Here is a 22,864-nt window from a genome sequence, read left to right as displayed (position 1 = left end):
GGTTATTCGCTTCCCAGATTCGTAGACATAAAATCACAAAGAGCGGCTGAGTTCGCTCTTTCTTATCAGTATAAAAAGCACGACCGTTCTATTTTGTGCAAAGCTGATAGTTAAGGACATGATTATGAGTGAAAAAATTTACTTTAATACATCGCAACGTTTCAGTATTAAGCGCAGTTTGGTGAACATTAGTACTCGGTTACACCATACACTGGCCCCGTCACATGCAAAGAAGACCGCGCGCAAGCTTCTCCTGACACCTGCTCGTACGCAACCTAAAAATATTGAACCTCAAGGGCTTATCAAAGGTGAAATTAAAGGGCATGCAGGCATCATCAAAACCTATACTTTGGGCTCTGGACCTATTTGGGTGCTAACTCATGGTTGGTCTGGAACGGCAAGTCAGTTTTATCCACTGATGGAACATATTGCGTCGAAAGGGTTTACTGCTTTGGCGTACGATCATCCGGCACATGGTGAGAGTGAGGGGCAGTATGGGCACATTCCGGGGTTTGTCAGAGGATTAGAAGATGTGTTGGATACGGTCGAGGATATTGTTGGTCTAGTTGGGCACAGCATGGGCACCGCTTCTGCTCTTGAGTGTAGGCACAGTAAGTTAGAAAACAAGCCTTTGCTGCTTATTGCTCCGGTATTAAATTACGTAGAGAACTTATTCGGTAGCATTGCACGTTCCGGTTACTCGATGAAGCTTTTTAATGCTGTGGTTTCAGAAGTTGAAGACCAATTTGGTTATCCGTTACAGTCCATTGATCCGATGAAGCGGTTGTCTGAGCGTCCGTCTCACACCATTATTATTCATGATGAGCAAGACAAGTTCACCAAATACAGTGTCTCGGCAAAAGCGGCTGAAGAGATTAAAAACGTTGAGTTAGTGACAACACAAGGTCAGGGGCATGGTCGAGTGATGAAGTGTGAGCAAGTCTTCAGTAGTTTTGACCGTTTGCTCGATAGTGCTTGGTAACCCTTACTTTTACTGATTGATTCGCTCCGTTTTGCGCTAATTCGATTTGAAAGTAACACCTCAGATTTTTTCGTCTCTGGTGTTGCTCTCTTCGTTAAGAGGTTAAATCCAAAAAGGACAGCCGAAGCTGTCCTTTGTTTATTTAGCAGAACGTCTGCAAGGCTGAAATTAGTTACAGTTAGCTACGCCAACTTCTTTCCAAACGCCCCATTCGCCAGATTGGCTAGGATCGTCACCCTGAGTCCACCATTTCGCTTCCCACGTTTTACCTGCGTGAGTCACTTGGTTACCACCTGTGTACACTGCGCTCGCATTCCATGCGTTGTCACAAGTACCAGGGTTCGGATCGGTTGCGTGCTGTGCAACAACCACTGTCGCGCTTGCCGATGAAGACGCTTTACCGTCGCTCACACTTACAGTGAAGCTTAAGCTTGTGTCTTGCGGGTATTCCGCAGCAGTGAACGTGACTTTAGAGCCTTCAACCGTTGCATTCAGACCTTGAGGTAGAGTCCAGTTGAATGTCAGGGTATCGTTGTCTGCATCGCTAGACGCAGATGCATCTACAACCACAACGTCACCAGCGTTTGCTGTTGCTGGAGCAACAACTTGTGCTACTGGTGCGCTGTTCACTGGGTCAACAACACCTGCTGGTTTCACTGTTACTACAACGAGGTCAGATGCCGTTGCACCCTCGTTATCAGTCACCGTCAGCTTGAAAGTTAATTGCTCTTCAACAGTAACTTCTGCTGCATCAAAGCTTGCTTTCGCTGTGTTTGCACCTGTTAGTACCACTGCTGTGCCAGATACTTGTTCCCAAGCGTAGCTTGCGATGGTGCCGTCAGAGTCTTTTGACAGGCTGCCATCTAGAACCACATTTGCAGGACCTGTTACCGATTGATCTGCGCCAGCGGCTGCGGTTGGTTTACGGTTTGGTTGAGGAACCACACCACCAGCCATACCTTCGTGCATCGCGTTTAGAATGTCACCGTTATCCGCGTCAATTTCCCAAGAGAATAGACCAGCAAGACCAAGAGACTTCGCGTAGCTACCTTTTGCTAGCACTGAACGGTGGTCATCAAATGTGATCAACTCGCCCGTAGTACGGTTCCATACCCATGGTGCTTCAGCTTGTGCATCGTAGCCGTACTCGAAGCCGTTAATACCAGTGTTGTTTGCACCTAGCATGAATGACTTAATGCCTTTGTAGTCAATTACGCCATCTTCCCAAACACCTTGCGCTGTGCTGCCCTTCAGTTTACCTGTAGCAGTACCTGTCATTGGGTCGTTTGGATCGGTTAGCGTATCTGGAGTTACGCCTTCCCAGCCACGACCGTACATTGCTGTACCAAGTACTAGCTTGTTTGCAGGAACGCCTTGAGCAAGAAGAAGTTGGATGCCGTTATCTGCTGTGTAAGCAGGACCTTTGTACGGTTCGCCGTTCTCATCAACGCCACTACCGTCACACTGACCAGGACGCATGAATGAACCACAGTAAAGCGCAGTTTGGTGACCAGGAACGTTATTCCAACCACCGTAGAAGTCGTAAGTCATTGCGAAGATGTAATCCATGTACTGAACTGCATCTGCGTAGTCTACGTCTTCAATCTTGTCGTAACCGACACCGATAGCGGACGTTAGCTCGTAAGTACGGCCTGTCTCAGCTTCTAATTCATCAAGCATTACGCGCAGTTCACGCATCAGTGCGATGTATGCTGGGCCATCGTTTACAGGGTCGCCCTTATCGGCTGCTGCACCGCCGCCGCCAGGGAATTCCCAGTCGATATCAACACCGTCGTAGAATTTCCAAGTTTTCAGGAACTTCTTAACTGATGCGACGAATGTGTCACGGTTTTTCTTGTCCACGAAATCGAAGAATGGGTCAGACAGTGTCCAACCACCGATCGATGGGATGATTTTTAGATCAGGGTTACGTTGTTTCAATGCCATTAGCATTGCGTAGTTACCCTTGATAGGCGTGCTGTATTCATGACCAGCTTGTGGGAAGCTCTTCTGATAAGCAGCCCAAGGGTCATGGATAACGACTTCATAATCAGGCACACCTGTACAAGCAGTTTGTAGCGCGTTGAAACTGTTGCCGCCAACAGACTTCACAGACTCATTTGGGCCACAAATTGGGATAAAACCGTAAAGGATGTGAGTCAAGTTGTCGACCGGCATATTATCGACTGTGTAGTCACGGCCATAGATGCCCCATTCAACAAAATACGTACCCATCACGACGCTTGGATCGGTATTGTAGGTTTTGTTGTTTGGATCAACATTCATCGTTAGTGGCTTCAGGTGAGAACCATCGGTATCTGCAATCGTGATTTCAGCTGGTGCGCTTTTCGCACAACCTGTCGCATCACATGCTTCGATTTCCATTTGGTATAAGCCACCTTGGCCGTATTCAAACGAAGCTGTCGTTTGGCTACCAGTGATAGGGCCGCTTGCTACTTTTACACCATCAAAATAGACGTTGTAAGTGTCACCAGGTGTGCCACTCCACTGGTTAAATTTAACAGTGATCTTCGCTTGCTCATGGTATTTCACCATGTCGTAGTAGCCTGACGTGGTTTCCATCGCGAGTTCAATTTTAGAAAACTGAAGGTTGTTGGAACCGTACATATCGATACTTGGTGCGGTTGGAGCCGCAACTGCAGCACCTGATAGCGCTAAAGCAACTCCAGCTGCACATAGGTTAAATCGAATCATAACTTCTCTCTCAATCCTTGGATTCATGTTCTACCTAGAACATAGGCTGCTCTTGCACCAGATAAGATGATTGGATTTACTCCACGTGCAAAAGCATCACACTCAGCATTTCAGAGAGTTTTTTTTCGTCAAAAAAAATTAAGACGGTTTTCGAGGCACTTGAGAGAACTTAACTAAAACTCGCACTCTGTTACACAGAAAGTGTCAGACTGAGTCAATAATTTATAAAATCTCAGCAGAAACTAAAATTATTGTTTACTCAGTAACGAGTTAGTTAAATGCGATGAAGGCCTTATTTTGTTGTTTATTAAGGTTTTGTTTCATTGATATAGAAAGAGAATTGAAAGGAAAAATAGCCGTGAAGACGTACTAGTCACGGCTGAAGTGTTCACTCAACGCGGCACGACGTTTAGAGGCTGCGCCGGTTTCTGAGCCCTGAACGGTATGCTCAAATCCTTTACGAATGAATCGCTGATCTGGAATAAGAGGCTCAATACGGCGTATTTGAGGTGAAAGATGAGAACCCGAGATCTGATACGCTGTCTTTCCTAATCCGGTATTCAACGTGATGACCTTGCCATCGAATTCAAATTCCGTCGTAATAAGTCGATGGTTTCGGTATACCCCATCTTCAGTGAAAACGAGACGTTCTGTTTGGTAGGGTGGCGCGCCAATCTCAATCCATTCGCCGTACACCTTTTCCGGATCAATGTGGTCTTGATAGGAGAGGTGGATTTGATAGCCAAAAAACGTCAACAGACCCATCCCGAAGCAGACAAATGTACTCTTGAAGATTTTGGATTGGTGGCGAGCCAAAAATGAAAGTTTTGGTTCTTGTCGTGCTTTTCGCCTTCGGCGAGTTGAGTCCGTCATAGATCTAATTTTCTCCACTTTTTTAACATGGTGGAAACCTTCCTTTTTAAAAACAAACAATCCCGCCATTGAGACGACGAAACTATGATCTAATGTCCACTTTTACATTCAGATACACATCTTATTGATGGTTTTGTTGTTTGCTCACATTCATTACTTCGCAGGTTTTCTTGCTCGGTTTAGGTCGCCTGATTAATCCTCGCGAAAAGAGGTTCTCGCTCAGTAGCAAAGGATGTGCGTTACTACGTTGAGTTTAATGGCTTTCAAAGCTTGAGTAACGGAAAGAAACAAGGTAAAAAAGAGCGGACTTTTGATAAGGAAACCAATAATGAATATTAAGGAAAATAGCTATTTTGCTGGTAGTGTAAAATCACTAGGCTTTAACCAGAAAGATCAGGATGTTAGCGTTGGTGTGATGCTTCCTGGTGAGTACACTTTTGGTACTCAAGCACCAGAGCGTATGACGGTTGTAAAAGGTGCGCTTGTGGTCAAGCGTGTTGGCGAGAGCGATTGGACGACTTATCAAAGTGGTGAGTTTTTTGAAGTGGAAGGTAATTCTTCATTTGAGCTTCAAGTGAAAGAAGCGACTGCGTATTTATGTGAGTACTTCTAGCGTTCATTTGTTGCTCGTCATAAAACCACCTTCGGGTGGTTTTTTCGTCTATGTGCTTCACTTATAACGCATCTTTTTGGTTATTTGGGTATATACTTAATAAAAATGTACCCATCGACCAGGGAGGAAGTGATGGCAGTACAACGCAAGCATTCTGATCTCCCTCCTCGTTACGAGGATAAAGATCTCACCAATGAGCAAAGACAGCGCTTTACCGAAGTTGCCAACGCCGCTCATAAGAGACGTGAATTTTATCGACGTGCTCTAGGGAAGAGCTTAATGGGCAAAATGAAGGGCCGTGCGTTTAAAGATCACCCCACTCGTCAGCAAGACAAGCCGAACAGAACGTTGCAAGTAGTGTGGTTAATCGTATTCCTCGTTGTGGGGCTTTGGGTGATGCATGTGTTCGCTTAGTCATTAGCAAGCTTCTGGTACCGCTGGTGCATCAGATGTTGACTGTTCTTCCGTATTGCAGTGCTCATAAAAGGCGTACTGGTTTTTACCAGTATGTTTAGCTGCGTACATTGCTTTATCTGCACATCGAGTCAATTCAGACAAATCCTTTGCATCTTGCTTATAGATAGCAGCACCTACACTCATCGTTAACTCGTTAATCATATCGTAGCTTCGGTAACCTGTCGGAAACAGATTTACGATCCGTTTTAGGATGCTGTCGAGGTCATCTTTACTTTTTACATCGTAAAGCATGATTACAAACTCGTCGCCCGCAAATCGAGCGATGGAGTAGTCGTGTTTATCTGTTTTTCTGTCTTTGTTGCGAATGTTATTTTTTAATCGAGTTGCGAAGGCTTGAAGTACTTGGTCACCAATATCGTGCCCGTAGGTGTCGTTGATGTGCTTGAAGTTATCGATATCGAGAAAGACCAATGCGGTGATGCTGTCATCAGATGAGTGCTTGATTTCATCGAGCTTTGCGCGCGCCCAAGTCTCAAAGCTCCAGCGATTGGCAAGCCCAGTGAGCTGGTCAAAATATGCTAACTCCTCAATCCCCTCACGATACAGTGTTTGAATGTAATTGAGGACTTTCGTGTAGTAATACGAGAACGTGTGACACACAAACGCGGTCGCTATCAGGGTCAGCATCAATCTCCGCTCTATGATTTCTGTGGCTGTTGGCAGTCGATCTAAAAAAGCGACCCCAAAAAAGATCAGTAAAATGTAGGTGCCACTGAACAACAGACCGACCTTAAACTCATTAATTAATACCAGAGTGGCGACAATAGGATATAGCCATAACATTTTGCCTGACGGAGCGTCGTTATACAGAAGTAACAATAACCCTTCGAACATTAAGACAGCACTTAGCCATAAGTCGGCGTATTGATGGTGCCGCTGGACTTTTATTACATAACTGATTGCTAAGCATGCCAAGGCACACAAAGCATGGAAAAAGCTTAAACCCCAGTTATTCTCAAGTGATTGAGCAATGGAACCATAAGTTAAACAGGCAGCGGCGATACTGGAGCATAAAAAGACAATTTTCTTTTTTCTTGTTGAGCGGATGTCCGCCATTTCTTCTAAGCGCGCTCCAGCCAATGTCGACATTACGTATCCTTGCTTAATTAACGTGTACGCTTATTCTAGGCGGTATTTTCGCGATAAATAGAACAACAAAGTTTCCAAATGTGATATCAGTCATTTTTAGTGCAAAGCCATCAGTGTGATTTGGTGCGAGTGTTCAAAGAGGAATGGTGGCGCATGCAGGTTTTCATGACGGTTCTTCATGGCTCTATATGGTTGGAATGATAACTCAAAGTAATGTATCTAGTTAGACGAATTTGTATTGATTATCCTAATTCTGTTCGGTGCTCGTTGATTGAGAGTATTGTTCACCAATCTCTGCTCTACGTATCGTCAAGGCATATGTCGTTTCGAAAATGCATTAGAAATATTTTTCCGAAACAGGGCGAAATATTGTTGTCGTTATGACCAATATGCGACTAGAATCCGCGCTAAATCACAACCTCATATCGAGCTTCGTTCGAGTCACTATTTTTAAACTGCTTCACAAAATTGTGAGGCAGTTTTTAGTTGTAGGAAAGGTTACAAGCATGCCTAAAAGCCAAAACATCAACCAACGAATGTCCATTGTGGCATTAGCTTGGCCAATTCTTGTCGAAATTTTGCTACGGACGGCTTTAGGAACCAGTGACGTGTTCATGCTGAGTGGCTACTCAGACAAAGCCGTATCCGCTGTTGGTGTGATCACGCAGATTACCTTCTTTTTAATCATCGTTTCGACGTTTGTCAGTAGCGGTACGGGGATTTTGATTGCCCAATACAATGGCGCTGGACGCGAGCAAGAGTCAGTGAGCGTTGGTGTTGCGAGTATTGCGTTGTCTGTGCTCGTCGGTGTGCTATTGAGTGTGATTGCCGTGCTTGGTGCGATATATCTACTCCCGTATTACGGCTTGGAAGCGCAAGTTGAGCAGTACGCTCATGAATATCTGCTGATAAGCGGTGCGATGACGTTTAACGTTACGATTGGCGTTGTTTTTACAACTATTCTGCGTAGTCATGGTTATTCACGTTCCCCAATGGTGGTGAATTTGATCTCGGGTGTGTTCAACATCATTGGTAACTATATTGCGCTTTACCAGCCATTTGGTTTACCTGTGTATGGCGTGCAAGGCGTGGCAATAGCAACCGTCGTCAGCCAAGTCATCGGTACGTTAATGTTATGGTTTATTCTCGCGCGCAGCAGCATTGAGCTACCAATGTCGACTATGAAACAAGTGCCCGTAGAGATTTACAAAAAGATCTTAAAAATCGGCGGCATGAACGCGGGTGAGGTGCTGTCTTACAACGTGGCGCAAATCTGCATTGTGTATTTTGTGGTGCAAATGGGGACGGCATCGTTAGCGGCTTTCACTTATGCGCAAAACATTGCCCGTTTCTCGTTTGCTTTCGCGCTGGCAATTGGTCAGGCAGCGCAAATTCAGACTGGTTACTACATCGGTAAAGGTTGGGTGAGCAGCATTTTAAAACGCGTACAAATCTACTTCTTAGTAGGATTTGTGGCATCAACGGCGGCAACCACACTGATTTACCTGTTTAGAGAAGAGATTCTGCGCGTATTTACCGATCAACCAGAGATACTCGCATTGGCAGGTTCGTTAGTCATGGGCTCAATTTTGCTCGAGGCCGGACGTGTGTTTAACCTGATTTTTATCGCGGGGCTCAAAGGCGCGGGTGACATCAAGTTCCCAGTGCAAATGGGGATTTTGAGTATGTGGGGACTAGGTGTGCTTTTCTCTTACATCTTTGGCATTCACATGGGGTATGGCGTTTTAGGGGCTTGGATGGCAATCGCACTCGATGAATGGGTGCGTGGTATCATCATGGCAAGGCGTTGGCGCTCTCAGGTGTGGACCAAGTTTAAGGTGAGCTAACGGTTTTCGGTATCGCGCATCACGCTTATTCTGTTGTTAGAAACCAAAAAAGGCACTGATAGTCAGTGCCTTTTTGTTATTTAAACTCGGGAAGACGTTAGAATTCGCACTCAGCTTTGAACACCATGCGCTCTTTGCTGTATGGATGATCCAGCTCTAGCATCTCAGCATGCAGGTGTAAGCGGTTGGCTTTTTCGCCGTATAAACCATCACCAACCATCGGCATGTTTAACCCCATGTGATGAGCACTGTGTACACGTAGTTGGTGAGTTCGCCCGGTTTTCGGATACATGTATACCTTGCTGCGCCCATCTTTGACTTCAATCAGTTGCCAGTAGGTTTCTGCATGTTTCCCGTGTTCAAAACACACCAGTTGACGTGGGCGGTCGTCGGGGTCACCACGCATTGGCAGTGAAATTTCCCCTTCAGGCTCGTTTAATACGCCTTCGAGCAGTGCCATATAACGTTTTTGTACGCCGCGAGCCATAAACTGTTTTTGCAGACTTTTGTTCGCGCGCTTAGTTAAGGCAAACACCAAAATGCCAGAGGTCGCCATGTCGAGACGATGAATCACAAACGGCCCTTCCACATCAGGGTACATCGCTTGTAGGCGCGTATAAGCAGAGTCCTTGATGGTTTTACCAGGCACTGAAAGTAAGCCCGAGGGCTTGTTGACGACGACCATAGCGTCGTCTTGGTAGATTATCTCTAGTTCTTTGTCTTCTGCCCAATTCTCCGCCAATGGATTAGGTTCGACATCCAGCCCTTGCATCATATGGCCCAAAATCGGCTGACATTTGCTGTTGCACGATGGGTAGAATTTTTTGTGTTGGCGAACTTCAGACTTTGGCGACACACCCCACCAAAATTCTGCCAGCGCCAGCGGTTTGAATCCGTATTTAAACGCGTATTGGAGCAGTTTTGGCGCAGCACATTCCCCTGCACCTGCTGGTGGTATTGGGTTTGTGGTGTCCGCAAAAATGTCCACCAAGTCGCGTGCTTCGCCATGGCTGTTTAGAAAGCGGTACTGTTTATGCAGTTTGTGCTGTAAAGCGTTGGAGAGCGTTTTGCGCTGTTCTTTCAGATGAGCAAGTTGCTGCTCTAACTCAGCCAAGCGCGCTTCTTTGATTGCAAGCTTTTCATCCCACGCTTGCTTTAAGTATTTGAGAACGTTTTTCTCGGCGACACTTTGCTTACCCAACTCATCCAATAAGATTTTGAGGTCATCGGCATTGAGTGTTTGCTCGCCCTGTTGACGCTGTCGTTTGCGTGCGGCGCGGCCGTCAATCATCACTTGGCGCTGTGTTTGCTCCTCTTGCTGATAAGCGGCGCGGTCGGCTTGGATTTGCGCTTTAAGATCCGCCAATTCCGGATTCGCGGCACAGGTTTTGTACTCCGTATTGGCGGCGTTGATGGCATCCGTTTCTGCGCGGAAGAAGCCTTCATCGGTCAGCATGTCGTACACAGGAGGGACAAATCCTGGAATCAAGTTTTGGTCAGCAATTTTGCCAGAAAACGCACTTAAAAAGCCGAGCTCGCCTTGAGGGCTTTCTACCAGCAATACGCCAAACATTTTGCCTCGCCCCGTTTCTTCATTAACCAAACCAAAATCGTGTTCGAAGTCGGTTTGCGCTAATAAATGCTGTTGCAATTGCTTTGCGGCTATAACGCAAAGAGGATGCGGCGTGTAGTAGAACGGAAACGTAAACTGCGTTGGTAATTCATAATCAGAAGTATCAGCAGTAAAACGAGTAAAACAATGTTCAGGCGAGTGCATGGTGGGTATCCGCGCGAGTAAAAATTCGAGCGAGGATTGTACCTGTTTGAGTCAGGATTGCCATGTCGGTGTTGGCACTCGCTCTTGGATTAAGAACAAGAGCGAGTGGGGAAGAGCTTATTGCAGTTTTTGTAATGCAAGCTTCCACAGTGCCGGTTTGTCGTAGTAGGTCGAGTGCGGCAAGGTCAAGTACTCGCCATTTACTTCTGCAATCATGGTTGGATAACCACCAACGTGTAACTGGCGCATCAACTGTCGGCTAGAGTGAATTCTCTCGTTTAGCTCGGCTTCGCTTAACGTCATGTTTTGCTCCCACGCATCACTTGCTAAACCTAGCGATTCTGCAATGGCTTTGAGTGTCGATGCTTCATTCACTTTTAACCCGAGTTGATAATGCGCAGATTGGATGGTCTTTAGCATGTGCCATGGATTCAGCCCCATTTTCTCCGCACTCAAGATCGCTTGTGTTGGTAGATAAGAATCAAGAACAAACGCATCTTCGCTTTTCACGCGTTGTAGATATGCTTCACCAAACGTTGCTCCGGTTTCGGTTGCGATACGAGCGTCACTGTTGATGATGTGCTGACGAAATTCAGGCTCAATTGCGCGCTTCTCAATCATGCCGCCGGGATGAAGCTCCACCTTAAATTGAGAGGTGTCCATCAAGGCTTCGATGAGTGGTGATGCCCCGTAGCACCAACCACACATGGGATCGAAGAAGTAATGCACGGTTACCATGACATTTCACCAGTATGCACTTTCGCACCGATTTCTAGCGCGATTGGCAATTGAGCTTCTGGGTATTTTGCAGACATGGTGTCAATGAGTTGAACGCTGTTATTGCTGTGTTTTTTCGCTTGCTGAAAATCCTGCAAGTATTGTTGCGAGTAGCGAATGGTGTCTGCGTTCAGCTTTGTGCCTGCTTTCATGTGACCAGGAATGACCACTTGAGGTTTAAGCGCAAGCATCTCGCTAAGTTGCTGCTCCCAAGCATTGATGGCGGTTTGGTCAGCGGCATCTGCCATCCACAAATGTACGTTTGAGTACACGGCTACGTTACCTAGAATTGCTTTGTTATCTGGAATCCATAGGTAAGGGCGGTGTGCTGATGTGCCATGGTTACCACGAATTTCAATCTTATGACCTTCTAGTTCCAATGATGCTTTGTCGTACGCGACAGGGATCACTGGTTTTACCGGTGCGTTTGCGCCAAGCTTTGGTCCCCAGTACGCCAGCTTTCCAGCCAATTTCTCTTTAATAATTTTTTGAACCGCAGGCGTTGTGATGATCTGCGCATCAGGGAACTGTTGGTGTAAGGCCTCTGCGCCAAAGTAGTAGTCTGGGTCCGCTTGGCTGATAAAAATGGTTTTAAGCGTTTTGCCTGAGTCCAGCACTTTAGCGGCAATGCGCATCGCGTCAGCTTTGGTGAAGCCAGTGTCGATAACCATGGCGTCAGTCTCACCGTATACCAAGGTTGAGTTTACGTGGAAGCTGTTACCGTCGGCGTTGTAAACCTCAAGAGTAAGGGGAGAGTGGTTTGCCGCTAGAACAGGACTTGCCATTAAAATGGATGCAGCAATCAAAGTGAATTTTTTCATAATAAGCTCCTAAAGAATTTGGGGCCAAGCGACTATGGCTTGGGTACGGGAGCTATATTAGGAAATTGATACGCTCGGAAAAATACACAATAATGTGCATCACTATTTCTTATTTCGAGCAAATGTATGGATAGAGTAACGGCAGCAAGAGTATTTGTAGATGTAGTGTATTCTGGCAGTTTTACCGCGACCGCCGAGCGGTTAGACATGTCTCGGCCAATGGTAACTCGTTATGTAGAGGCGATGGAGAACTGGCTGCAAACTCGTTTGTTACACCGCACCACGCGCAAGGTGTCCCTCACCACCGCAGGGGAGCGCAGCTTGCCTCAGATTGAGCGCTGGTTAAAACAGGCCGATACATTAACGTCGAACATTGCCGCTGATGGTGAGCTGTCCGGAAAAATCCGTCTTGCGTCTAGTACTTCATTTGGATTCTCACAGTTGATCCCCGTAGTAAACAGTTTCATGCACAAGCACCCCAAAGTGCATATCGACATAGATCTGCAAGATTCAGTGAGTGATCTAACCGAACAACGTATCGATCTGGCGATCCGAATTGCGTCAGATCCCGATCCTTCTTTGATTGGTAAGCCGATTGCGGTGTGCGAATCGGTGTTGGTAGCATCACCGCAATATTTACAAACTCACCACGCGATCGCGCATCCGCGAGATTTATCTTCACACGACTGTTTGGGATACAAAAACTTTGAGCGTCACGTGTGGCATTTGTCTCAGGGCGACCAGTTCGAATCGGTGGGAATTGAGTGTCGCCTAACCAGCAATGAGGCCACGGCGTTATTGCATGGCGCTTTACAAGGCATGGGTATTTCGATGTTGCCAACTTACTTGAGCAATATCTATCTCAAATCGGGTCAGCTTGAGTCGGTGTTGCCGGATTGGAAGCCAAATGGTCTCAACATTTACGCGCTGTATTCATCACGTAAACACTTGTCTCCTGCGGTGAGAGCTTTCATCGATCACAGTGAAGATTACTTTAAACAGCATCCTTGGTAATAGCGAAAGGCGTCGTCATCCCGACTTGAGATTCATACAAGATCCTGTACCTTACATGGATATATTTTCGCAGCGTCATTTAGAGTTTTAGTTAATGTCACAAGTTCGCATCAAATTTATTGCTTCCGATATGGATGGCACATTGCTTGACCAATACGGTCGTTTGGATCCGGAGTTTTTCGATCTGTTTTTGCAACTGGAAGAGCAAGGTATTTTGTTCTCCGCTGCGTCTGGTCGTCAGTATTACAGTCTGCGAGACACGTTCGCGCCAATCAAAGACAGACTGTTGTATGTGGCTGAAAACGGCACCTTAGTGATGTACCAAGACAAAGAGCTCTACAGTTGTACCATTCCTAAAGCGGAAGTGTTGGAGATTGTGAAAGCGGCTCGTGAGATTGACGGGGCGAACATCGTATTGTGTGGCAAGCGCTCGGCGTACATCGAAACGCATGATCAGCAATCGCTGGAAGAGTTTCAAAAGTACTACCACCGCTGTGAATATGTGCCGGATTTGCTTGAGGTCGAAGACGAGTTTATTAAGGTAGCAATTTGTCACTTTGACGGTTCGGAAGAGCTCCTGTTCCCGACCATGAACGCGAAGTTTGGCGCAACGCATAAAGTCGTAGTGAGCGCAAAAATTTGGCTGGATGTGATGAATGCCGAGGCGTCTAAAGGCGCGGCCATTCAGCACCTTCAAGAGACGATGAATTTTACTCCGGCAGAAACAATGACGTTTGGTGATTACCTCAATGACCTCGAAATGCTGCAAGTCAGTGAGCATTCGTACGCGGTTGCCAACGCGCACGAAGAGATTAAGAAAATTGCTCGTTATTCTGCGCCAAGCAACCAAGAGGCTGGGGTACTCAAAGTGATTAAAGAGAAAGTGTTAGCGAAGTAACGCTCATTTTTTCGATGTTATTTTCTTCTTCACGTAAAAGTCCCGCAGTGCATGCGGGGCTTTGTTTTTTGTGTGTGTGGTGGGAGGGGGTAGTAATGTTCCCGTTTTTTAGCGCACGTAGTTGGCAGTTGCGCTGACCAAAAAGTGCTGCAACTTTCCATCCGATTTTGGCACCCACAAGTCGTTATGATAATGGTAAATACGGCCATTGACGGTCACAGACAAGGTATTATCACCCGTTTGCTCCATGCGAATAAACTGATCCGAAGTGACCAAAAACGGCTCTTGCTCTTCAATGCTCTGGCCCGTTGCCAATACGAAGTAGCCGAATCGGTTGCCAGCATCCGGATCGGTTGAGTAGATTCGATGCCCAACTAGGCTGTAGTCGTCGTTGAGTGCCTGCTCAAGCGTTTTTTGCCCGATGGTTTCGTGCGATGGAATAAATACCCAAGCCAACACACCTGCCGCAATGACTGCCAGTAGAAGCAGTACTTGCATGAACTTTCTCATCATATATACCGTTTAACGTTGAAATTTCATTTTGTACATGCGCTTATCCGCTATGCTGATAAGAAAGTCAACATTGTCACTGTCTTTAGGGTATTGCGCTAAGCCCATGCTTGTTGAAAGTGTTGAGACTTTATCGGAGTTTAATATTTGTGCATCAAAGACGGTATTTATCTGCTCACGTACGTTCTCTTCATTGAGATGTTCACCTTCAAGGATAACCGCGAACTCATCTCCTCCCATGCGATAAACAGTAAAATCATTGAGTGCCATAGAATTAAGCCGCCTAGCGATTTCCCGCAGTACAGTGTCGCCAACTTGGTGTCCGTGTGTATCGTTGACTTCTTTAAAACCATTTAAATCTAGAATCCAGAGAGAAAAGGGCCTTTTTTCTTGAGTAAATTTGTTTAGGGTTATGAATAGTGCATTGCGGTTCCCTAGGTTCGTCAAAGGGTCGCTTAGCGCCAATTTTCTATGAAAATGGGATTCACGATAAAAGAAATAAGTTAGAGAGATAATCGACAAAACGAACGTCGCAAACAACATATATTGTGCTTGCATTAAGCGCTGGGTTTGACCTTTTTGTGCTTCATAAGCTTTACTGCTTAGACGAAAGTTTTGATTAACGAAGTCTATTAAGCCTAAATATAGTGTTTGAGTTGAACGATAAAATGCAGCAGCAGCTTGGCTATCACCTGTTCTAGCTTCTACTAGTTGTTTTTCTAGCTCTTTGAACTCTTCAAAAAGGTTAATGAAGTAAAGGTGCATGTTGTTCCGAGAAAAGAACTTATTGGCTTTCGTGCTACTGGTCAATAAGTCAAAGCGACTCCACGCTAACTCGTATTGAAGCTCTGCACCATCAATATTCAATACGTTTTCATCTAACCGTCTGGCCTCGCCGACAAGTTCTGATAGTTCTTTGGAGAGTTGGAATAAAAACCAAGTCGCTTGTTTTTGTTCGTTATTAAAATTTTGTGAGAGTGAACGTGTTTGCTGTAAAAGCACGACATTCGCGAGAAGCAAAGAAACGGCAAACACCACCAGCAGCATTTTGCTGGTGGTAGAATATTGCAATATTCTTTGTTTCTTAGAATAGGGTTCTGATAACTTCATTCTTATTATTTTTCTTTTATTTCATTTACTTGCCATACCATTTGCGCATGATATTTATTGTAGTTTAGCTCTGGATAGAGATTGAGTGGATATATCACCCAGAAAGGGCCTTTATTCCTGACTTTTATGTAATTCTGATCTTGTTGATAAGCCAGTATTGGTTGATATCGAAGAATATCTTGTCGGGACAATGTCGAGTGATAGTCGTTTAAGCTGCTGATATCAACCTGCTCTGGTACCTTTCCGTAGACGTGTGTAAGAAGCGTGCTGAGTTTAACGCCTAAAAACTCTGACGAGGCAGGAAGCCAAGGCAATGTCATCGTGTAGCTAGTGGTAGGTAAAGCTTGGATCTCTTCCAGTTCCAGTATGACACTAGGCTGCTGGCTACTACTAAATACGATCGTATTTGCAGACAAGAATGGCGCAACAAAAAACAGACCTAGCGCGACTATCTTTTTCATCATATGCCCTTTTGAGTTTTATTCTTTTTTCTTAGCTAGGACAAAGGTGCTAGCGGTAATTTATTTATAATTATAGAGCCAACCGGATGAGATTTTATAATACGTTATGTTTCAAAAATAACTGTCGGTTTACGTCACGTCAAGGTTATTAAGTTGCTTCTTAATTAAAAGCTCAGAGTATTGGGATGATGGTAGAGTTTCGTAATGATTTCGCGGTATTTAATTGGTTTTTAGTGCAACTTTGTGTCATTTTTAATAAAGATACTGTGTCGGAAATGAGAATTTAATAAGGCGAGAAATGGATGTCGAATTTGTTCTTAAGTTACATTATTTTACATATTTAAATCATCGATATTCAGATATGTATTTGTTAGTACGTAAAGAAAATAAAGTCACCTAGTTTTGGTGACTTTATTTTTTATTTCATGAGCTTACTTAAATTAACTATGCAAACAAATATTTTGCATGGAAGTTGAGGTGCTCTTCAATAAAGCTTGAGATGAAGTAATAGCTATGGTCATAGCCTGGTTGCATTCTCAAGGTTAGGTTTGAATCGTGTATTTTTGCCGCAGCAATCAGCGCTTCCGGTCTAAGCTGCTCATTTAAGAAGCCATCAGCATCACCTTGATCAATCAAAATTGGTAATGGTGATTGTTGTTGTTTTAGAAGTTCACTTGCATCGTATTGCTTCCAGCTTTCAAGCTCCTTGCCTAAGTAAGCAGTAAAGGCTTTTTGTCCCCAAGGGCATTGCATTGGGTTACTGATTGGACTGAACGCTGAAATAGAACGGTACTGTTCTGAATTTTTCAGACCAATGGTGAGCGCTCCGTGGCCGCCCATGCTGTGACCCGAAATCGACTTCACGTCAGAGACTGGGAAGTTACTTTCGATGATCGCAGGCAACTCCTCAGTCACATAGTCGTACATACAGTAATGCAGTGACCAAGGTGCTTGCGTCGCATTAAGGTAAAAGCCAGCTCCTTTTCCTAGGTCATAGCTTTCGTCGTCAGCGATACCTTCGCCTCTCGGACTTGTGTCTGGTGCAATGATCGCAATGCCAAGCTCGGCCGCCATACGAAATGCGCCCGCTTTCTGCATAAAGTTCTCATCGGTACACGTTAAACCAGAGAGCCAGTATAGCGCGGGTACGGGATTTGATTTCGTTGCGTTAGGTGGCAAGAATATCGCGAAGCGCATGGTGCAGTTTAGGGCATTGGATTCGTGTGTATATTGCTTGTGCCAACCGCCAAACACTTTGGCTTGGCTTACATTTTCAATGGTCATGAATAAACTCTCTAATTAGCAGAAGGAATTCAGGCTCCCCAAAAGGAGAGCCTGAGGCAGCATTATTGATCCATATGGATAACTGTTCGGATGCTCTTACCTTCATGCATCAGATCAAACGCTTTGTTGACGTCTGCTAATCCCATTGTGTGGGTAATGAACTCCTGTAAGCCGAATTCACCAGCCATGTAACGGTTTACGATTTCTGGAAGCTCAGAGCGACCTTTAACGCCACCGAAAGCGCTGCCACGCCATACACGACCAGTTACCAGTTGGAATGGACGAGTTGAGATCTCTTGACCTGCACCAGCAACACCAATGATGACTGACTCACCCCAACCTTTGTGACAGCACTCAAGTGCTTGGCGCATCACGTTTACGTTACCGATACATTCGAATGAGTAGTCAACACCACCGTCTGTCATTTCAACAATCACTTCTTGAATTGGCTTGTCGAATTTTTGTGGGTTGATGCAATCAGTTGCACCAAGTTGTTTCGCTAGGTCGAATTTGCTTTCGTTGATGTCTACACCGATGATGCGGCTGGCACCAGCCATGCGAGCACCGATGATTGCAGAAAGACCGATACCGCCGAGACCAAAGATTGCCACTGTGTCGCCTTTTTCAACTTTAGCTGTGTTTAATACCGCACCCATACCAGTGGTTACGCCACAACCTAGAAGACAAACTTCTTCAAGTGGTGCTTCTTTGTTTACTTTCGCTAGTGAGATTTCTGGAAGAACCGTGTACTCAGAGAAAGTAGAACAACCCATGTAGTGGAAGATAGTTTCGCCGTTGATAGAGAATCGGCTTGTGCCATCTGGCATTAGGCCTTTACCTTGCGTTTCACGAACGGCCTGACATAGGTTCGTTTTGCCAGATTTACAGAACTTACACTCACCACATTCAGCAGTGTAAAGTGGGATAACGTGGTCGCCAACTTCAACGCTTGTTACGCCTTCGCCAACCATTTCAACGATACCGCCACCTTCGTGACCAAGGATTGAAGGGAAGATACCTTCTGGATCGTCACCTGATAGTGTGAATGCGTCAGTGTGACAAACACCAGTTGCTACGATGCGTACTAGCACTTCGCCGGCTTTTGGAAGTTGTACATCCACTTCTTCCATTTTAAGCGGCTCACCTGCAGCCCAAGCGACCATTGCTTTTGATTTTATGTGAGTTTGACCAGGTTTGATTTCAAGCGACATTGGATGTTTCCTTTATATTTTCAGTATATGGAGTGACGTAATAAGCGTAGTTAAGGTTTGCTTACCGCGCTTCGTCGTTTTGTTGGTGCTCATTTTAGGTGTTTCAGTAAAAATGATAATCCGTCCATTTTGAAAATGATTTTTACATATGTGTAATAATGATAAGGTGAGCGTGTAAAAAGAGTGCGATGCCTCCTTAAAGCGGAAGGGAAATGGAAAAGGTGATTGACCTGAAGTTAGATAGAGGGGCTAAAGTAGAAAACTGTCAAACCATCAGCTAAGTAAGAGTGATTATGAATAAGACGGATCTGAGTGCCTATTTAACCAAGCTAGGCTTGCCTAGTGAATTGCCCGCCGATTTGGAGTCATTGCACAGAATTCACGTGGCGCAGCATCGTTGCCTGCCGTTTGAGAATTTTGACATCGCATTGCAGCGAGGCGTCTCTGTTGAGATTGAAGATATTATTCAAAAAACCGTGTACCACTCTCGCGGTGGTTACTGCTTTGAATTAAATGGTTTAATGCTTGATGTGCTCAACACTCTTGGGTTTGAAGCGCGAAGTTTGCTAGGGCGTGTACATGTGTCTGGTACACCAACAGGTCGTAGTCATCAAATCACGTTAGTGACTTTAGAGGAACAAACATGGATTGTCGATGTGGGTTTTGGCTCCAATACCCCTCGAGCGCCATTGCCATTTATCCTTGACCAAGTGATTCAGACGGATTTACAAACCTTCCGTTTTGTCAAAGATGCTCAGTTTGGTTATTTCCTCCAAGTGCTTTCAACCGATGGAACGGACGTGTGGAGCAATCTATACAGCTTTGACTTAGAGTTCGTGTGTGCTGGTGACATTGCATGTAGCAACTTCTTTACCTCGACTTCGCCTAATTCGCGTTTTACTAGCGCAAGAGTCGCTGCTAGAGCGACAGAAAGTGGGTTGGTGACGCTGCTTAACTACACACTCAGATGCGCCAATCATGAAGCGCTAACAGAAATAGAGCTAGAGCCAGGTCAAACCTACCTGGATGCGTTGAAAGAATATTTTGGCATTGAGCTTGATGCGCAATACGACGAACTTCGTCCGTTACCTGACGCGTAAAGTTTTCCCGTTTTCAAAGCGTAGCGCGACGAGAACAATGTAATCACTATTTGTCTAGAAGAGGTCGACAGGAATACAGCATGGCGAATTGGGAAGGAGTCAGCGAGTTTGTTGCCGTAGCGGAAACTAACAGCTTTACAGCTGCCGCGGCTAAACTGAAAACGTCAGTGGCACAAATCAGTCGCCGCGTATCGGCACTTGAAGAGCGCCTTGCGGTTAAGTTACTGCATCGCACGACGCGAAAAGTTTCTCTGTCTGAAGCTGGACAGCTTTATTATCAGCAGTGCAAACACTTGGTCGAAGGGCTAGAACTAGCTGAGCTTGCTGTAACGCAAATGCAAACCGAACCGCGAGGTTTGCTGCGTGTGACAGCGCCTGTGACCTATGGGGAAATGAACCTCGCACCGCTCTTGCATCAGTTTTTGGAGAAGTACCCGCGTGTGGACCTCGATTTAGTTCTGACCAATCAAAAACTGGATTTGATAGAGCAAGGGGTAGACGTGGCGATTCGTCTTGGCCGCCTGCAAGATTCTAGCATGATCGCAAAGCGTCTTTCGTCGCGTCAAAATTACGTGTGTGCTAGCCCTATGTATTTGGAGCGATTTGGCGAGCCTCACACATTATCCGAACTGGCTCGACATGAGTGCCTAGTTGGTTCGGTCGATTATTGGCATTTTAAGGAAAATAAACGCGATAAGTCTTTGCGCGTATCGGGGAGGATTAAATGCAATAGTGGTTTTGCGCTAATGGGCGCCGCCAAACGTGGTTTGGGTTTAGTGCAGTTGCCGGACTATTACGTTCAAGAAGCCCTAGATAACGGTGAGCTAGTCGAGGTGCTGACCGATTACCGAGACGACCGTGAAGGCATTTGGGCACTGTATCCACAAAGCCGAAATTTATCGCCCAAAGTGAGGTTGTTGATCGACTTTTTAGCGCAGGAACTAGCGGATTAGAGTTTTCATGAACTTTAATACAACTGAAGTTGCTAAAACGCCCGGTGATGCCGGGCGTTTTTATTAGGATGAGAGCTGGAATCGAAAAGACATGAATCACTATTGGTTGGATTCCGCGTCTTCACGTTTAATCACTTTGTGCCCATCTTCAGACACGCCTTGCTTCCAATAGCTGCTGATGTAGATATTCTCGCGATCGACTTCTTTTTCGTTGCGGAAATATTGGCGCAGCGTACGCATTGAATCGAACTCACACGCACACCATACCGAAGCGTTACCATCTAACCACTCGAGTTCGCGAACGCTATCAGCCAAGGTTTGCTGTTCAGTTAGCCAAATCAACTCCATACCGGCTGGCGTGTTTAGGGGTTGAATGTCGGCTGGAGACATCACGCTGATCACTGCATAGCCTTTGGCCTCTTCTGGCAGCGTACGAATTTTCGCAGAAAGTGCTGGAAGTGCCGTCATATCGGCAGCCATGAAGAACCAATCCGCCTCAGTATTTAAGTTGGAGATGCTACCTGGCCCAACAATGCTGATCGTGTCGCCTTTTTGCGCGGCCATTGCCCAACGCGCTGCAAATCCGCATTGCAGATCTTGCGTTACGTGTCGGACGAAATCCACTTCGATTGAACTGGTTTCTGGATGAAAGCGTCGAATTGTGTAAGTGCGCATGATTGGTCGGTCGTCTTCTGACAGGATGCTCAGATCCGAGCCACCCATATCGTTAAACAGTAATTTGATGTAACTGCCTTCGCAGTCACGAGGAAAGTGGCTCAGCGCCTCACCTTGCAAGGTAATGCGCTGCATGTTTGGAGTGATGGTTTCTGTGTCTGTGACAACAAGCGTTTTAGGTTGAGGCTTCTTTTTCATTGTTACTTTACTCGATAATTATTCTCTTTCTCATTTAAAGATTATCAAGTTCCCTAACAAGAGGGTAGCGTCTTTAAACAAATTTACACTGTGAATTAACGCCAAAGCCTCAAGAAAAATATTACCTCTATCCTTTCTCTAACCACGTAAAGTGAGTCATTTTTAACCATAAATGGACTTATATCATTGGAATCGTAGACAAAAGCAACAGCGCAGCCATGCTGTAGTTGAACCCCTTAACGCGTTTATCGGTGGTCAACCAACGCTGCAATTGCATACCTGCCGCCGTCCAAAATGTCACCGATGGCAAGTTGGCTAAACAGAAGATACCGGCGATAAAAGTCAGTTCGAGCCAAGAACCGCCACTGCTGTATACCGTAATGGCCGTCAACGCCATCGACCAACCTTTTGGGTTCACCCATTGGAATGCCACTGCCCCTAAAAAAGACATTGGGCGAAAATCGTGTTTTGCTTCGGTTTTGTCGCTGGTGGCGATTTTGTACGTCAAGTACAGCAAATAACTCAAGCTCAACACTTTCAAAATGGAGTGTGTAATTGGATATGCGTGGAACAGGCTCATCAAGCCAATACCCACCAAAATTAGCATGGCACCAAAGCCGAAGGTAATGCCCAACATGTGTGGGATAGTGCGTTTAAAGCCGACATTTGCCCCTGAGGTCATCAACATAATGTTATTGGGACCCGGCGTAAAAGTGGAGACAAAAGCGAACAACGCCAAAGCGCCCAGTTGATGATATTCCATAGATTGTTCCTTGAATCAGTTCTCGATAAGTTGAGAACAACTATAAGTAGAACTGAGGTCAATATTGTGCTTTTATTTGATGATTAGAAACTAAATAAGCAATGAAACATCATGATGGATAGATTTGACGAAAGAATATTGCAAGTGCTCAAACGAGACGGAAGAATCTCCAATGTGGAGCTGTCGGAACGCGTTGGTTTATCTCCGTCTGCAACCTTACGCCGAGTGCAAGATTTAGAGCGTAAAGGCGTGATCAAAGGCTACCGAGCAGTACTGGATAATCAGCAACTTGGCGTGGGTTTTGTCGCTTATGTGTCGATTGGTTTGGCCTCGCACTCTAAGCAGGCACAGCTGGGTTTCGAAGAGCATGTGCGTTTTGTAAACGAGGTGGTGGAATGTCACAACATTACGGGATCTAACGAATATCTCATACGCGTAGAGACGCAAAATCTCGCCGCTTATAAAGCGTTCCATGCTGATGTGTTGGGTGAGTGCGAACACGTCAAGTCGATCACAACCATGGTGGTGATGGACACACCAAAAGACGAGCGATAGCCAAACGAGGGTGACAGTTTTTGTGGCACATGAATTTGAAGTGACTCGAAAGAGTCAGTCGAGTATGAGAATGGTTCACAACAAATGCTGGAAAGCAGATGGCACTCTTACAATTTCCATATTTATTCTCACCTTCTAAATAATCCCATCCTGCTAGTTTT

22 protein-coding genes are annotated in these 22,864 nt (G+C 45.5%); 9 read left to right on the top strand and 13 right to left on the bottom strand.

What is annotated here, in order from left to right; all coding sequences use genetic code 11:
* The first annotated feature begins 124 nt into the window (after positions 1-124).
* Positions 125-982, top strand: a complete 858-nt coding sequence (locus KI742_RS05740; RefSeq protein ID WP_017633823.1) for an alpha/beta hydrolase — start codon at positions 125-127, stop codon at positions 980-982.
* Positions 983-1,150: 168 nt separating this feature from the next.
* On the opposite strand, the gene KI742_RS05735 is transcribed toward KI742_RS05740, so the two are convergent.
* Positions 1,151-3,697: a glycosyl hydrolase family 18 protein gene (locus KI742_RS05735; protein ID WP_137282908.1), complete on the bottom strand. Its 2,547-nt coding sequence runs from the start codon at positions 3,695-3,697 to the stop codon at positions 1,151-1,153.
* 369 nt (positions 3,698-4,066) lie between these two features.
* Positions 4,067-4,570 carry a DUF2850 domain-containing protein gene (locus KI742_RS05730; protein WP_025998550.1) on the bottom strand — a complete coding sequence of 168 codons (504 nt, stop codon included), beginning with the start codon at positions 4,568-4,570 and terminating at the stop codon, positions 4,067-4,069.
* A gap of 328 nt (positions 4,571-4,898) precedes the next feature.
* Here KI742_RS05730 and KI742_RS05725 point away from each other — a divergent pair, with 328 nt between their 5' ends.
* On the top strand, positions 4,899-5,183 hold the full coding sequence (locus KI742_RS05725; protein WP_005383244.1) for a pyrimidine/purine nucleoside phosphorylase: 285 nt from the start codon (positions 4,899-4,901) through the stop codon (positions 5,181-5,183).
* Between the two features lie 132 nt (positions 5,184-5,315).
* On the top strand, positions 5,316-5,597 hold the full coding sequence (locus tag KI742_RS05720) for a hypothetical protein (protein WP_005374405.1): 282 nt from the start codon (positions 5,316-5,318) through the stop codon (positions 5,595-5,597).
* Between the two features lie 3 nt (positions 5,598-5,600).
* Here the strand turns inward: KI742_RS05720 and KI742_RS05715 are convergent, their stop codons facing one another.
* A complete protein-coding gene (locus tag KI742_RS05715) occupies positions 5,601-6,749 on the bottom strand; it encodes a GGDEF domain-containing protein (RefSeq protein WP_025768745.1) in 1,149 nt (382 codons plus the stop codon).
* A 506-nt stretch (positions 6,750-7,255) separates the two neighbouring features.
* On the opposite strand from KI742_RS05715, the gene KI742_RS05710 reads away from it, so the two are divergent.
* On the top strand, positions 7,256-8,596 hold the full coding sequence (locus tag KI742_RS05710) for an MATE family efflux transporter (RefSeq protein WP_064354450.1): 1,341 nt from the start codon (positions 7,256-7,258) through the stop codon (positions 8,594-8,596).
* Positions 8,597-8,693: 97 nt separating this feature from the next.
* On the opposite strand, the gene KI742_RS05705 is transcribed toward KI742_RS05710, so the two are convergent.
* From KI742_RS05705 to KI742_RS05695, 3 genes are all read right to left on the bottom strand, one after another.
* Positions 8,694-10,373, bottom strand: a complete 1,680-nt coding sequence (locus KI742_RS05705) for a pseudouridine synthase (RefSeq protein WP_285385389.1) — start codon at positions 10,371-10,373, stop codon at positions 8,694-8,696.
* Positions 10,374-10,490: 117 nt separating this feature from the next.
* Positions 10,491-11,111, bottom strand: coding sequence for a DsbA family protein (locus KI742_RS05700; RefSeq protein WP_171342390.1), 621 nt, complete (start codon positions 11,109-11,111; stop codon positions 10,491-10,493).
* Positions 11,105-11,971 carry an MBL fold metallo-hydrolase gene (locus tag KI742_RS05695; protein ID WP_017633829.1) on the bottom strand — a complete coding sequence of 289 codons (867 nt, stop codon included), beginning with the start codon at positions 11,969-11,971 and terminating at the stop codon, positions 11,105-11,107. Before KI742_RS05695 ends, KI742_RS05700 begins: the two co-directional genes overlap by 7 nt.
* A 126-nt stretch (positions 11,972-12,097) precedes the next feature.
* Between KI742_RS05695 and KI742_RS05690 the strand changes: the two genes are divergently transcribed.
* Positions 12,098-12,985, top strand: a complete 888-nt coding sequence (locus tag KI742_RS05690) for a LysR family transcriptional regulator (RefSeq protein WP_285385391.1) — start codon at positions 12,098-12,100, stop codon at positions 12,983-12,985.
* Between the two features lie 94 nt (positions 12,986-13,079).
* Positions 13,080-13,883: a Cof-type HAD-IIB family hydrolase gene (locus tag KI742_RS05685; protein ID WP_053303993.1), complete on the top strand. Its 804-nt coding sequence runs from the start codon at positions 13,080-13,082 to the stop codon at positions 13,881-13,883.
* A 108-nt stretch (positions 13,884-13,991) separates the two neighbouring features.
* On the opposite strand, the gene KI742_RS05680 is transcribed toward KI742_RS05685, so the two are convergent.
* The 5 genes from KI742_RS05680 to KI742_RS05660 form a co-directional block, all read right to left on the bottom strand.
* Positions 13,992-14,381 carry a hypothetical protein gene (locus tag KI742_RS05680; RefSeq protein ID WP_246542522.1) on the bottom strand — a complete coding sequence of 130 codons (390 nt, stop codon included), beginning with the start codon at positions 14,379-14,381 and terminating at the stop codon, positions 13,992-13,994.
* A gap of 24 nt (positions 14,382-14,405) precedes the next feature.
* Positions 14,406-15,503, bottom strand: a complete 1,098-nt coding sequence (locus KI742_RS05675) for a GGDEF domain-containing protein (protein WP_005383270.1) — start codon at positions 15,501-15,503, stop codon at positions 14,406-14,408.
* 5 nt (positions 15,504-15,508) lie between these two features.
* On the bottom strand, positions 15,509-15,964 hold the full coding sequence (locus KI742_RS05670) for a hypothetical protein (protein ID WP_005374384.1): 456 nt from the start codon (positions 15,962-15,964) through the stop codon (positions 15,509-15,511).
* A gap of 444 nt (positions 15,965-16,408) precedes the next feature.
* Positions 16,409-17,248, bottom strand: coding sequence for an S-formylglutathione hydrolase (gene fghA, locus KI742_RS05665; protein ID WP_064354455.1), 840 nt, complete (start codon positions 17,246-17,248; stop codon positions 16,409-16,411).
* A 62-nt stretch (positions 17,249-17,310) separates the two neighbouring features.
* Positions 17,311-18,459, bottom strand: coding sequence for an S-(hydroxymethyl)glutathione dehydrogenase/class III alcohol dehydrogenase (locus KI742_RS05660; protein ID WP_017821027.1), 1,149 nt, complete (start codon positions 18,457-18,459; stop codon positions 17,311-17,313).
* Positions 18,460-18,752: 293 nt separating this feature from the next.
* Between KI742_RS05660 and KI742_RS05655 the strand changes: the two genes are divergently transcribed.
* On the top strand, positions 18,753-19,559 hold the full coding sequence (locus KI742_RS05655) for an arylamine N-acetyltransferase (protein WP_213873633.1): 807 nt from the start codon (positions 18,753-18,755) through the stop codon (positions 19,557-19,559).
* A gap of 80 nt (positions 19,560-19,639) precedes the next feature.
* Positions 19,640-20,512 (top strand): LysR family transcriptional regulator, encoded by an 873-nt coding sequence (locus tag KI742_RS05650; protein ID WP_285385394.1) that lies wholly within the window; start codon positions 19,640-19,642, stop codon positions 20,510-20,512.
* Between the two features lie 99 nt (positions 20,513-20,611).
* Here the strand turns inward: KI742_RS05650 and KI742_RS05645 are convergent, their stop codons facing one another.
* Positions 20,612-21,385: a siderophore-interacting protein gene (locus tag KI742_RS05645; protein ID WP_045603380.1), complete on the bottom strand. Its 774-nt coding sequence runs from the start codon at positions 21,383-21,385 to the stop codon at positions 20,612-20,614.
* Between the two features lie 178 nt (positions 21,386-21,563).
* On the bottom strand, positions 21,564-22,148 hold the full coding sequence (locus KI742_RS05640; protein ID WP_064369529.1) for a LysE family translocator: 585 nt from the start codon (positions 22,146-22,148) through the stop codon (positions 21,564-21,566).
* Positions 22,149-22,262: 114 nt separating this feature from the next.
* Between KI742_RS05640 and KI742_RS05635 the strand changes: the two genes are divergently transcribed.
* Positions 22,263-22,703 carry an Lrp/AsnC family transcriptional regulator gene (locus KI742_RS05635; RefSeq protein ID WP_031780811.1) on the top strand — a complete coding sequence of 147 codons (441 nt, stop codon included), beginning with the start codon at positions 22,263-22,265 and terminating at the stop codon, positions 22,701-22,703.
* Positions 22,704-22,864 lie beyond the last annotated feature (161 nt).

Origin of the sequence: Vibrio sp. D417a (genome assembly GCF_030248595.1) — a bacterium.
In the GTDB taxonomy this organism is placed as follows: Bacteria; Pseudomonadota; Gammaproteobacteria; order Enterobacterales; family Vibrionaceae; genus Vibrio; species Vibrio alginolyticus.
This window is presented reverse-complemented; position numbering and strand designations above follow the sequence as displayed.